Source organism: Rhodovulum sp. YNF3179, from assembly GCF_050586465.1.
Classification (GTDB): domain Bacteria; phylum Pseudomonadota; class Alphaproteobacteria; order Rhodobacterales; family Rhodobacteraceae; genus CAJXYS01.
Window position 1 is genome coordinate 16,392 of the sequence record NZ_JBOCEG010000003.1, and the last position, 11,632, is coordinate 28,023.

12 protein-coding genes and 1 tRNA gene are annotated in these 11,632 nt (G+C 66.1%); 4 read left to right on the forward strand and 9 right to left on the reverse strand.

Features of this window, described 5'->3' with window-relative positions:
• Nucleotides 1–73 precede the first annotated feature (73 nt).
• Both ACQ5SP_RS05380 and ACQ5SP_RS05385 read left to right on the forward strand, forming a co-directional pair.
• Nucleotides 74–1,738, forward strand: a complete 1,665-nt coding sequence (locus ACQ5SP_RS05380; RefSeq protein ID WP_430937217.1) for an ABC transporter permease — start codon at nucleotides 74–76, stop codon at nucleotides 1,736–1,738.
• A 4-nt stretch (nucleotides 1,739–1,742) separates the two neighbouring features.
• Complete coding sequence (locus ACQ5SP_RS05385; protein WP_430937219.1) at nucleotides 1,743–2,597, forward strand: ABC transporter permease; 855 nt, start codon at nucleotides 1,743–1,745, stop codon at nucleotides 2,595–2,597.
• A 114-nt stretch (nucleotides 2,598–2,711) separates the two neighbouring features.
• Here the strand turns inward: ACQ5SP_RS05385 and ACQ5SP_RS05390 are convergent, their stop codons facing one another.
• From ACQ5SP_RS05390 to ACQ5SP_RS05420, 7 genes are read right to left on the reverse strand one after another with little or no spacing between them, the layout of a single operon-like run.
• Complete coding sequence (locus tag ACQ5SP_RS05390; RefSeq protein WP_430937221.1) at nucleotides 2,712–3,644, reverse strand: AEC family transporter; 933 nt, start codon at nucleotides 3,642–3,644, stop codon at nucleotides 2,712–2,714.
• 1 nt (nucleotide 3,645) lies between these two features.
• Nucleotides 3,646–4,443 (reverse strand): MBL fold metallo-hydrolase, encoded by a 798-nt coding sequence (locus ACQ5SP_RS05395; RefSeq protein ID WP_430937223.1) that lies wholly within the window; start codon nucleotides 4,441–4,443, stop codon nucleotides 3,646–3,648.
• Nucleotides 4,443–5,243, reverse strand: coding sequence for a TatD family hydrolase (locus tag ACQ5SP_RS05400; RefSeq protein ID WP_430937225.1), 801 nt, complete (start codon nucleotides 5,241–5,243; stop codon nucleotides 4,443–4,445). Before ACQ5SP_RS05400 ends, ACQ5SP_RS05395 begins: the two co-directional genes overlap by 1 nt.
• Before the next feature lie 13 nt (nucleotides 5,244–5,256).
• Nucleotides 5,257–6,399 carry a DNA polymerase III subunit delta' gene (locus ACQ5SP_RS05405; protein WP_430937227.1) on the reverse strand — a complete coding sequence of 381 codons (1,143 nt, stop codon included), beginning with the start codon at nucleotides 6,397–6,399 and terminating at the stop codon, nucleotides 5,257–5,259.
• Complete coding sequence (gene tmk / locus ACQ5SP_RS05410; protein WP_430937229.1) at nucleotides 6,396–7,022, reverse strand: dTMP kinase; 627 nt, start codon at nucleotides 7,020–7,022, stop codon at nucleotides 6,396–6,398. The genes ACQ5SP_RS05405 and tmk overlap by 4 nt, the downstream gene beginning before the upstream one ends.
• Nucleotides 7,022–8,188: a D-alanyl-D-alanine carboxypeptidase family protein gene (locus ACQ5SP_RS05415; RefSeq protein ID WP_430937231.1), complete on the reverse strand. Its 1,167-nt coding sequence runs from the start codon at nucleotides 8,186–8,188 to the stop codon at nucleotides 7,022–7,024. The genes tmk and ACQ5SP_RS05415 overlap by 1 nt, the downstream gene beginning before the upstream one ends.
• Nucleotides 8,189–8,208: 20 nt before the next feature.
• Nucleotides 8,209–9,018 carry an SPOR domain-containing protein gene (locus tag ACQ5SP_RS05420; protein ID WP_430937233.1) on the reverse strand — a complete coding sequence of 270 codons (810 nt, stop codon included), beginning with the start codon at nucleotides 9,016–9,018 and terminating at the stop codon, nucleotides 8,209–8,211.
• Nucleotides 9,019–9,250: 232 nt separating this feature from the next.
• Between ACQ5SP_RS05420 and ACQ5SP_RS05425 the strand changes: the two genes are divergently transcribed.
• A tRNA-Ser gene (locus ACQ5SP_RS05425) sits at nucleotides 9,251–9,340 on the forward strand.
• 101 nt (nucleotides 9,341–9,441) lie between these two features.
• Here the strand turns inward: ACQ5SP_RS05425 and ACQ5SP_RS05430 are convergent.
• A complete protein-coding gene (locus ACQ5SP_RS05430; RefSeq protein WP_430937235.1) occupies nucleotides 9,442–9,684 on the reverse strand; it encodes a hypothetical protein in 243 nt (80 codons plus the stop codon).
• Nucleotides 9,685–10,465: 781 nt separating this feature from the next.
• On the opposite strand from ACQ5SP_RS05430, the gene ACQ5SP_RS05435 reads away from it, so the two are divergent.
• Complete coding sequence (locus tag ACQ5SP_RS05435; RefSeq protein WP_430937237.1) at nucleotides 10,466–10,753, forward strand: hypothetical protein; 288 nt, start codon at nucleotides 10,466–10,468, stop codon at nucleotides 10,751–10,753.
• Between the two features lie 421 nt (nucleotides 10,754–11,174).
• On the opposite strand, the gene ACQ5SP_RS05440 is transcribed toward ACQ5SP_RS05435, so the two are convergent.
• Complete coding sequence (locus ACQ5SP_RS05440; RefSeq protein ID WP_430937239.1) at nucleotides 11,175–11,570, reverse strand: hypothetical protein; 396 nt, start codon at nucleotides 11,568–11,570, stop codon at nucleotides 11,175–11,177.
• Between the last annotated feature and the right edge of the window lie 62 nt (nucleotides 11,571–11,632).

Here is an 11,632-nt window from a genome sequence, read left to right on the forward strand (position 1 = left end):
GAGGGGGCCGCGCGGCCCCCTCCACCCCGCATGCGTTAAAGCATTTTCACAAGAACAACCCGACGGGGGGACGATGAGCGATACGACCGAGTCCGGGCCGGTCCTGGCCGCAGACGGCAGGCCGCTGAAGCAGAGCCTCAACCGGGCGCTGCGCAGAGAGAAACTGCGCGCGCTGGCGCTGATCGCGCCACTGCTGATCTTCATCCTCGTCACCTTCATCGCGCCGATCGCGGACATGCTGTTCCGCTCGATCGAGAACCAGATCGTCTCGGATACGCTGCCGCGCACCGTGCAGACGCTCGACGACTGGGAAGACGAGAGCGAAGCGCCCGGCGAGGCGATCTTCGAGACCTTCTATTTCGACTTCGCGATCGCCGCCCAGCGCAAGGAGCACACCCGCCTCGGCACCCGTCTCAATTACGAGATGACCGGGATCTCGTCGCTCTTCCGCCGCACCGGCCGTGACGTCGAGGATATCGGCGAGGTCTATCTCGACCAGTTCGAGGATCTGAATGAGCTCTGGGAGGAGCCGCAGCCCTGGGTCGCGATGATGGGCTCGGACGCGTGGAAGGCCGACTATGCCGACTGGATCGCGGCGCGCGACGCCGCCGACGAGGCCGGCGAGGATTTCGGCCGTGACCCGCCCGCCTTCGTCGCTTCGGCCACCGCGCGCGAGGCCCTGCCGCGCACAACCGAGCTTTACACCGCCTTCGCCGAGGTCGTGCAGCCCGCACGCCGCGACAGCCTCGCGGACGACGAACCCTGGCCGGTGGTCTACACCGGGCTCTACCAGGATCTCATGGCGAATCCCGACGCGGCCGCGGCCTTCGGCGGGGATACCGCGTCGCTGCTTGCCGAAGCGGCCGCGGCCGTGCCGGACTTCGAGACGGTGAATTTCCGCGAGGCCTTCATCGAGGCCGAGTCGGACTGGGCCGATCCCGAGGTCTGGGCCACCATCAAGGTCTTCGCGCCGGAATTCACCACCGGCTATTTCCTCGCCTCCGTCGATCTCGAGAAGACGCCGGACGGGGTCGAGGTGAAGCCCGAGAACGAACAGATCTACAAGCTGCTGTTCGGGCGCACGATGTTCATGTCGCTGACCATTACCTTCAGCTGCCTGTTGCTGGGCTACCCGGTGGCCTGGCTGCTCGCCAACCTGCCGATGCGCACGGCGAACGTGCTGATGATCCTGGTGCTGCTGCCGTTCTGGACCTCGCTGCTGGTGCGAACCTCGGCCTGGAAGGTGCTGCTGCAACAACAGGGGGTGATCAACGATATCCTCGTCTGGATCGGGATCATCGGCGACGGGAACCGATTGATCATGATCAACAACCAGTTCGGCACGATCGTGGCGATGACGCATATCCTGCTGCCGTTCATGATCCTGCCGCTCTACTCGGTGATGCGGACGATTCCGCCGAGCTACCTGCGCGCGGCCAAGTCGCTGGGCGCCACCAACTGGACGGCCTTCTGGCGGGTCTACTTCCCGCAATCGGTGCCGGGCATCGGCGCGGGCGCGATCCTCGTCTTCATCGTGTCCATCGGGTACTACATCACGCCCGAGCTGGTCGGCGGCACCACCGGCGTCTTCATCTCGAACCGGATCGCCTACCACATCTCCAGCTCGCTCAACTGGGGCCTCGCGGCCGCGCTGGGCTCGATCCTGCTGATCGTGGTGCTGGTTCTCTACTGGGTCTACGACAAGATCGTGGGCATCGATAACGTGAAGCTGGGGTGATCCAATGAGCAGTCTTCCTCCATATGCCACCACGGGCCAGCGGGTCTGGTACTATTCCTTCCGCGTGATCTGCGGCGTGATCTTCTTCTTCCTGATCGCCCCGATCGTGGTGATTATCCCGCTCAGCTTCAACGCCGAGGATTTCTTCACCTTCACGCCGGAAATGCTGGCGCTGGACCCCGAGGGCTATTCGCTGAAGCATTACGAGGACTTCTTCACCAACCCGGATTGGCAGCAGGCGCTGCGGAACTCGGTCGCGATCGCCCCGGTGGCGACGCTGTTGTCGGTCAGCTTCGGCACGCTGGCCGCGATCGGGCTCAGCCAGAAGCACGTGCCCTTCCGCCGGCCGATCATGGCGATCATGATCTCGCCGATGATCGTGCCGCTGATCATCTCGGCGGCGGGGATGTACTTCTTCTACAGCCGGATCGGCCTGCAGGGAACCTATTGGGGCGTCGTGCTCTCGCATGCGGCGCTGGGCATTCCCTTCGTCATCATCACGGTGACGGCGACGCTGGTGGGGTTCGACGAAAGCCTGACGCGGGCCTCGGCCAACCTGGGCGCGAACCCCGTGCGCACCTTCTTCAAGGTCCAGATGCCGCTGATCCTGCCGGGGGTGATCTCGGGCGGGCTGTTCGCCTTCATCACCAGTTTCGACGAGGTGGTGGTGGTGCTCTTCGTCGGCTCGGCCGGGCAGAAGACGCTGCCCTGGCAGATGTTCACCGGCCTGCGCGAGCAGATCAGCCCGACGATCCTGGCGGTGGCGACGATCCTGGTGGCGATCTCCATCGCGCTGCTGACCACGGTGGAGATCCTGCGCCGCCGGTCGGAGAAGATCCGGGGGATGTCGCCGGGCTGACCCCGGTGGTCATATCGCGGCGGGCCTTCGGCCCGCCAAGCCTTCAGCGCGCGCCCCTTCGGGCGCGCGTTTTGCCTCCGGCGGGGATATTTCCGGAACGATGACGCGCGGCGCCTAGGCCAGCAGCGCCAGCCAGGCGGTCACGGAGAGGATCGAGCCCAGCGTTCCCAGCAGCACGGCGGATGCCGCGACCCGCCGCGCGCGGCCGTAGAGATCGGCGAAGATGTAGGAATTGACGCCGGGCGCCATGGCCGCCGTCACCACCGCGGCGCGAACCTTGCCGGTCTCGAGCCCGAAGACATGGGCCGACAGCCCGTAGGCGATGGCCGGGTGCAGCACGAGCGAGAGCGCCATGACCCAGGCGATCTCGCGCAGGTCGCCCTCGGGGCGATAGCGCACGAGGACGCCGCCCAGCCCGAAAAGCGCCGCCGGCAGCGCGGCGCGGATCATCAGGTCGATCGCCCCGGTCAGGGCCCCGGGAAGGGGCAGCCCCGTGAGATTCACCGCAAAGCCGAGCGCGATGCCGATCATCAGCGCGTTGCGGAACATCGCGCCGAACACGGCGCGCGCGGTCGCGAGCGCGCCGCCGCCGCGGCTGCGGGCGATCTCCATCGCGGTGATGCCGAGCGCGTAGCAGAACGGCGCGTGGACGGCGATGATGGCGTAGTTGGGCTGCAACGCCCCGGCGCCGTAGGCCCGTTCCATGATCGGCAGGCCGAGCAGCACCGTGTTGGCGAAGAGCGCCGAGAAGCCGATCGCGACTGCGTCTTCCCAGGGGCGGCCGAAGAGCAGCCGCGCGCCGAGCAGTCCCAGTGCGAAGCATGTGCCGGAGCCGGTGTAGAAGGAGATCAGCAGCGCGGGATCGAAGCTGGCCGACAGGTCGAGCGTCGAGATCGCACGGAACAGCAGGCACGGGATTGCGAAGCCCTGGGTGAACCGCATGAGCCCCGCCACCCCGGCGTCGGAAAACAGTCCGCGCCAGACGGCGGCATAACCGAAGCCGATGACGATGAAGACCGGGAGCGTGACCTCGAGAAGCGCCTGCACCTCAGTCCCCGATCTCGATCACCATGCCGTCATGGGCCGGCACGACGTGATCCGGGGTCTCGGCGGCGACGGTGGCGTAGTCGAGATCGACATGCATGTTGGTCAGAACCGCCCGGCGCGGGCGCGCGCTCTCGATCCATTCCAGCGATAGCGCCAGGTGCGCGTGGGTGGGGTGCGGCCTGCGCCGCAGCGCGTCCAGCACCCAGACGTCGAGATCCCGGACCGCCTCCCAGGCCTCGGGCGTCATGGCCGAGACGTCGGGCAGGTAGGCGAGATCGCCGATCCGGAAGCCGAGGGCCTCGATATTGCCGTGTTCGACCTCGAAGGGGGTGAGGGTGATCTCGCCGCCGCGCCCGGCGACCGTCACGGGCCCGTCCAGCGTGTGAAGATCCAGGATCGGCGGGTAGGCACTGCCCTCGGGCTGGACGAAGGCGTAGCCGAAACGGCCGAGCAGGGCGTCCTGGGTCGGACCGTCGGCCCAGACCGGCAGCCGCGCGCCGCGGTTGAAGACGATCATGCGCAGGTCGTCGAGCCCGTGCACGTGATCGGCGTGCTGGTGGGTGTAGACCACCGCGTCGAGATGCCCGACGCCCGCGCGCAGCAGTTGCTGGCGCAGGTCCGGCGAGCTGTCGATCAGCACCCGGGTCGTGCCCGCGGGACCCGGACGCTCGACCAGCATCGAGCAACGCGTGCGCTGGTTCCTGGGATCGTCGGGGTCGCAGTCGCCCCAATGCCCCCCGAGCCGCGGCACGCCGCCCGAAGACCCGCAGCCGAGGATCGTGCAGCGGATCACGCCCATCAGCCCCGCCCCCTGGCGGCCTTGGTGAAGAGCCGCTCGAAATTGGCCTGGGTGCGGGCGGCGAAATCGGCGTAGTCGAGGCCGAAGAGCTCTGCGCCCACGGCGGCCGTGTAGGCGGTGTAGGCGGGCTCGTTGCGCTTGCCGCGATAGGGCGGGGGCGCGAGATAGGGCGCGTCGGTCTCGACCAGGATGCGGTCGGGCGGCGCGTCGGCGAAGATCGCGCGCAGCGCGTCGGACTTCTTGAAGGCGGCGATACCCGACATCGAGAGGTAGAAGCCGAGATCCAGCGCGGCCTCGGCCAATGCGCGGCCCGACGAGAAGCAGTGCATCACGCAGCCATAGGCCCCGGCCCGGTGTTCTTCCGCCAGGATGCGGGCCATGTCGTCGTCGGCGTCGCGGGCGTGGATGATCAGCGGCAGGCGGGTGCGGCGGGCGGCCTCGATATGGATGCGCAGGCTTTCCTGCTGCACGGGTTTCGACTCGGCGGTGTAGTGGTAGTCGAGCCCGCTCTCGCCGATGCCGACCATCTTGGGGTGCCGGGCGATCCGTTCCAGCTCGGCGACGCTGGCCATCGGCTCGTCGGCCGCGCTCATCGGGTGGGTGCCGGCCGCGTAGAAGACGCCGTCGAAGCGTTCGGCGATGCCGCGCACCTGCGGCTCGAGCCGAAGCCTGGTGCAGATCGTCACCATGCGTGTCACCCCCTTGGCGCGGGCGCGGTCCACGACCGCGTCGAGTTCCCCCTCGAAATCGGGGAAATCCAGGTGGCAATGGCTGTCGGTGATCTCTGGCTGCTCGGTCATGCGCCCCTGCCTGTCAGGCGGCGTGCCGCGCCGCCGTTTCGTCGATGCGCAGGAACATATCGAGGATCAGCGCCGCAGGGTCAAGGTTGACCGCCTTGCCGCGGCGCGCGCGCCCGAGCGCCGCGTCGGCGAGCCCCGCCCAGCGCAGCGCGGCGGCCCGGTCAGGGGCCAGGCGGGCCAGGACGCCGGCCTCGCCGGGGGCCGCCTCGGCCGCCGGCGGCCCGCTCGCGCCGGTGCGGGCCAGCCTGTGCAGCAGGAGACCGGCCAGCCGCAGCATCAGGTCGAAGCGGGTTTCCGCCTCGCGGCCGGCGCAGCTTTCGGCGAGGGCGAGGGCGGCGGCGCGATCCATGCCGGGCGACCGGGCGAAGAGCGCGACGAGTTTCGCGTAGGTCTCCAGACCGTCGAGATTGGTCAGCCGGATCGCCTCGCCGACGGACCCGCCCGAGAGTTCGGCCAGCGCGGCCGGGTCGGCGCCGGTCTCGGCCCCGGCCGCGTCCAGCGCGGCGGCCATGTCGCCGGGGCCGAGCGTGCCCAGCCGCAATTCGCGGCAGCGCGAGCGGATCGTCGGCAGAAGCCGCGAGGGCTGGTGGCTGACCAGGAGCAGCACCGCGTTCTCCGGCGGTTCCTCCAGCAGTTTCAGAAGCGCGTTGGCGGCGTTCACGTTCATCTCGTCGGCCGCGTCGACGATCACCACCCGTCGACCGCCATCGGCCGAGGAGAGGGCGAAGAAGCTCTTGAGCCGGCGCACCTCGTCCACGGTGATCACGGTCTTAAGCCGCGGTGGCTTGGCCTTGTCGTCCCAGCCGCGGCGGAGCAGGAACAACTGCGGCTCGGCCAGTTGCGCGACACGCCGCGCGACGGGGTGATCGCCGGGCGTGTCGAGGCTGTCCGGGGCAGGGGGCGCCGCGCCGAAGAGCCCCGCCGCGCCGCCCGGCAGCGGCTGGGTCAGCAGGAAGCGCGCGATCCGCCAGGCGAGCGTCGCCTTGCCGACGCCGCGCGGGCCGGTCAGCAGCCAGGCATGGTGCAGCCGCCCGCCGGCAAACGCGTCGAGAAAGCCGCGTTCGGCGGCGGCCTGGCCATGGAGCACGCGCGTCTCGCGCGGGTGCGGCGCGCCTTCCACCGCATCGGGTTCGGGGCGGGGGGCGTCCGCGCTCATGCCAGCACCTCCAGCACGGTGCGCGCGATGTCGTCGGCGATGGCCTCCGCATCGCGGCCGGCGTCGATCACGCGGCAGCGTTCCGGGAATTCCGCGGCCAGGTCGAGGAACCCGGCGCGGAGCCGTTCCTGGAAGTCGAGCCCGAACTCCTCGAAGCGTTCCTCGCCATTGCCGCGCCCCAGCCCGCGGGTCAGCGCCGCGCGCGGATCCATGTCGAGGATGAAGGTCAGGTCGGGTTCGCGGCCGATCATCTCGGCATGAAGCACGTCGACCGTGCGACGCAGATCGCCGCGCGTCGCGCCCTGGTAGACGCGGGTGGAGTCGGCGAAGCGGTCGCTGATCACCGTGCGCCCGGTTGCCAGGGCCGGGCGGATCGTCTTTTCCAGGTGGTCGCGCCGGGCCGCGGTGAAGAGCAGGATCTCGGTCTCGGCCGACCAGCGCTCCGGATCGCCCTCGACCAGGAGCCGCCGGATTTCCTCGGCGCCGGGCGAGCCGCCGGGCTCGCGCGTCATGACATGGGGGATGCCCGCGGACTCCAGCCGGGTGGAGAGCCGCCGGATCTGGGTGGATTTCCCGGATCCGTCGATCCCCTCGAAGGTGATGAACCGGGCGGCGCCGTCCATCACCCGTCCGCCTGCAGCGCCTCGCCGATCATGCGGTCGAAGAGCACCTGTGCGGCGGTCCGGAGCCGGGTGGTGAACCCGCCGCGCCCGATGGACTCGGCGGCGACCAGCGGCACCTCGTAGGGCGCCAGGTCGGGCACTTCGATGATCATGCGGCCGATTTCCTGGCCCTGCTCGATCGGCGCCTCGATCGGCCCGGAATAGGCGACGCGGGCCTCCAGCGTGTCCTGCACCAGCGCCGGGACGATCACGGTCACGTCCTCGCGCGGGACCAGCGTCACCGATCGCTTTTCACCCAGCCAGACGGGGGCGCGGGTGATCTCCTCTCCGGCGTCGGCGAGGGTTTTCTCGATGAATTGGCGAAAGGCCCAGTTGATTATGCGTTCGCCCTCCTGTGCGCGGGCGGCCGCGCTGGGCAGGCCGGTGATGACGAAGACGACCCGGCGGTCGCCCTGGCGGGCCGAGGCCGCGAGACCGTAGCCGGCCTCCTCGGTGTGGCCGGTCTTCAGCCCGTCGGCGCCGATCCCGATGCCGAGCAGCGGGTTGCGGTTGTTCTTGTTGGCCGGTGCGCGCCCGTCGAAGAGGAACTCCTCCTGCGCGAAATAGCCGTAATATTCCGGGAACTCCGAGATCAGGTGCCCCGAGAGAATGGCGAGATCCTCGACGCTCATGCGATGGTTGGGATGTGGCCAGCCAGACGCGTTGGCGAAGGTCGAGTTCTCCATGCCGAGCGCCACGGCGCGATCGTTCATCAGCCGCGCGAAGGCGTCCTCGGTGCCGGCGAGCCCCTCGGCCACCACCACGCAGGCGTCGTTGCCGGAATTGACCACGATGCCGGGGATCAGATCCTTGACCGACACCCGCTCGCCCTCGGAGAGGAACATGGTCGAGCCGCCCATCGCCGCGGCCCGGGCCGAGACGCGGAACTCGGTCTCCAGCGTGACGCGCCCGTCGGCCAGCGCCTCGAAGAGCATGTTGAGCGTCATGAGCTTGGACATCGACGCCGGCGGCAGGGGCACGGTCGCGCGCTTTTCCAGCAGCACGGTGCCGGTGCCGTGATCGACCACATAGGCCGCGCGCGCCTGGGTGTCGAAGGCGGCCGCCGGACCCGAGAGGACCAGCGCGGCCAGGAGGAAGAAAAGCGTCGTCGGTCGCAACTGTCTCATAGGTTTCAGATATCCATTCGTCAGTTCGTCACGAAATAGGCATCGGCAAAGCCCTGGCCCCGCACGGTCTCGAGCAGCGCGGCACGTTCCTCGGCGTCGGCGGCAGGGCCGACGATCACCCGCCAGTAGGTCTTGCCGCTGGTTTCCTGCACCCGCACCGTGGGCAGGATTCCGTCGCGGCGCAACCCCTCGGCGGTGCGCCGGGCGTTGGCCTCGACGCTGAAGAAGCCGATCTGGACATAGGGCTTGGCCAGCGTGCTCGGCTGTGCGGGGGGCGGGGTGCGCGGATCTTCGGGCGGACGCGCCGCCGCCGCGTCGGGTGCGCCGGCGTCCGGGCGCGGCTCCGGGGCCGCGGACGCGGCGTTCACGGCCTCCAGCGCCGCCATGGCGGCCTCGCCCACCTCTTCGCGGCGCAGCGCCGTCACCTCGAGCGGCGCCGGCATGCCGGGGGCGAGCCCCAGCGCGGCGGCCGCGTCCGAGGAGACCTCGAAGCGCGCGGCGCCGGCGGCATCGTCGCGCGGGAAAAGGGCGCCGATCACGAAACTGCCGGTGCCGGCATAGCGGATGATGACCCGCTCGGGCTCGTCGACGGCCGGGTGGGCGACCCAGACGCCGCCCTTGGAGGGCGTGCCGTCCCAACTGCCGTCGGCGGTCATCTGGAAGACCTCCGGCGCCTCGACGTCGCGCGCGACGAGCCGGGTCTTGGTCTGCAGCGCAAGCGCTTCGGTCGAGCGATCCTGCCCGCCGCCGCCGCCGCCGATCGGCAGCCGCAGTTCGTCGCAGCCCGCGACGAGCCCGACGGCCCCGCAGAGAAAAAGGGCGGTCCGCATCCGTGGTCTTGCCATGCCGTGTCCCCTGTTCCGAGCCGTTCGGCCCGGCCTGCTCGCATCCTGCCGGTTCGCCGCCGGCCTTGGCGAATATCCTAGCGGCACTCGACCCGCGTGGAAAGTGGCCGCCGCCCGCCGCGGCGCCCCGCCGGCCGGTTCCCGCCACGGCCCGTGACCCCGGGGCGCGAAGCCCGCTTCCAGAATCGTGCCGGGGGCGCTATTCGGTTGCGGCCGCGGAGGAGTGGCAGAGTGGTCGAATGCACCGGTCTTGAAAACCGGCGTGGGTGAAAGCCCACCGTGGGTTCGAATCCCACCTCCTCCGCCAAATTTCTTAATAAGTATTTGTTTTTTATAGTTTTAATTGATGCGTGCAAATTTTACCTACCTTCCCGCACGCTTACCGCAAAACCGATCCCCGGCTGAAGCTCAATCGCGCTCCCGCGCGCCGTCCAGCGCATACTCAGACGCTCCGACATAGACCACCTGCGCTTTCCCGTAGCCCTTGCCCCGGCAGCCTTGGCATCGAGCGGAGCGGGCCACCTGAGCAACGGTGGTTTCTGGGTCTAGGCCTGACAGCAGGGCAGCCACGGGCAGCAGGCGGTGGTGACCACAGAGACCGCATTCCAGAGACAGGTGCAGCTTCGGGATGGCGGCAAGTGTCGTGGTCATTCGCTAACAATGGCACCGCTGACGAAAAGGGGCCAGCCTTAGCTCACTAGACTGACCCCTCTGTCCAAGAGACGGGAGTAAGATGAACGCCCTTACTCTACCACGTTGTCCGATTCCCGCGAAGCCAGGCAAGCGGCCAAGTCTCGCTAACGGATGGGTTGACGCGCGGCGTCTTGGATTTCACGCTCTCAACATGAGAGGTTTTCAGTCAGGGATTTGATATGAAGAGATTTCCGGTCATTGCTTCATTAGGAGTCGCTTCCATGTTGGCGGCTTGCGCAACAACGGACATCCAGCCGTTAACAGCAAGCTCATTTGAGATTGCCACGACAGCAGCCCCCGCATGCGGGAGAACCGGAGCGCGAGAGGTCGCAAATCAGGCCGCAGCTATAGAAGTCATCCGAAGAGGTGGTGACGAGTTCGTCTTCGTCTCAAGCCAAACCGGGAGTCGGGTCACGGGTGCGACCTATAACTACTACACTGGCTTCCAGACTTATAACAGCAACGAGCAATCGCTTGTTGTCCAGATGCTTGAGCCAGGACAGCGCGGGTACAATAACGCACTTTCCGCCAGGGCCATTTTGGGGCCAGATTGGCAAAGCATTGTTCAAGAGGGCATACCCAACACATGTGCCTGACACTTTAATCGGCTAGCACCGCTCTTGCGCTTGGGCAATTAATAATGGAGCCTGCCCGTTATCTTTGGCCTGAAAGGAAATTAATTCTCCGAAAAGCAATTGACCTATAGTATTTAGCCAAATCCGATGCCTTGGAGGTTTTTATGAACGGGCTCGACTATATAGAGAAATATATATTGAGTTCAATTGACGAGGAACCACGGGCGTGTGGACTGGAAGATGACGGGTTACTTCACGTTATCGATGGAGCAAGTAATTCATTGCTTGTTCAAATGTACGAGCATATGCGTGAGATTGAGGATAACTGGTTCGTGCAGTGGGAAGAGTCCGGCTTCGATGATGATATGATGAAGCAGCATTTCGAGCGGGCTGGTGACATCGCGCGAAAGCTGAAGACACATTGTCACCGACGCGGCATCCTAGTGCCATAATATTCATCTGTATCTATAGCTATTAGGGGCAGGACTAAGTCACCAGCGTGTGACTTCAGTCTTGGTGTTGCTGGTAAACGATGGCCCCGCGCTCGACACCATTCTTCCTCAAAAAAATCTGGTAAGCTGTCAGGCTGCAGGTCGTATAGACCGAGTCTCATCAAAAGCATCGGAGCCGTTCATTTGGATCCTCAATAACAAAGGCACAGGTGCAGAGCTGTTGATGTACGTGGTCCTGAAGCTGCGGGTAATCTTGAACTGCCAATGAACTGGTGGGTATGGACATTACTCCTGCCACTGCAGCTGCAATTTTTAGGCTGTGTCGGTTCCGCATAGCTAATCAATCCAGCATATGAAAAGGCCTCACTCAATGCGAGTATTTGATGTTTTTTTATCCGGAAGGCTACAATGCTGGCATTCCTTATTTCCACCAAAGCATTAGCAAAATAACAATGTTAAGAAAAATACTAATCATCAACATAAAAACCGCGCGAGATGCGAGGCGTCGTGCCCAAAATGCTTCCCGAAATGCAGACCTTGCCATTGCGAACGCAGATGCTGTGTCTTGCCGCCCATGCGCAATCAGCCGGTTTCGTGTTTCTTCATAAAAGTGATATTCCGGCCCCTCATAGGGACCAAAAAAGCCAATTTCCTCGCGAAGTACATTTTGACCCAGCGCCACGTTGGAATTGTCTTCCGCAAGCCAACCTGCTCCGCCCACCTCATTGTCCATTGCCGAGAACAGGGCGGATGACCGCTGATAGGCTTGCTCGGCGCGCTGCTCAGAAGTCTCTTCGCTGTCATTCTCAGTCTGCATTGCCCCTCGCGTTTCACTGGCGAGATTGACTGCCCTCGATTCGAGGTTTTTGGAGTTTCAAG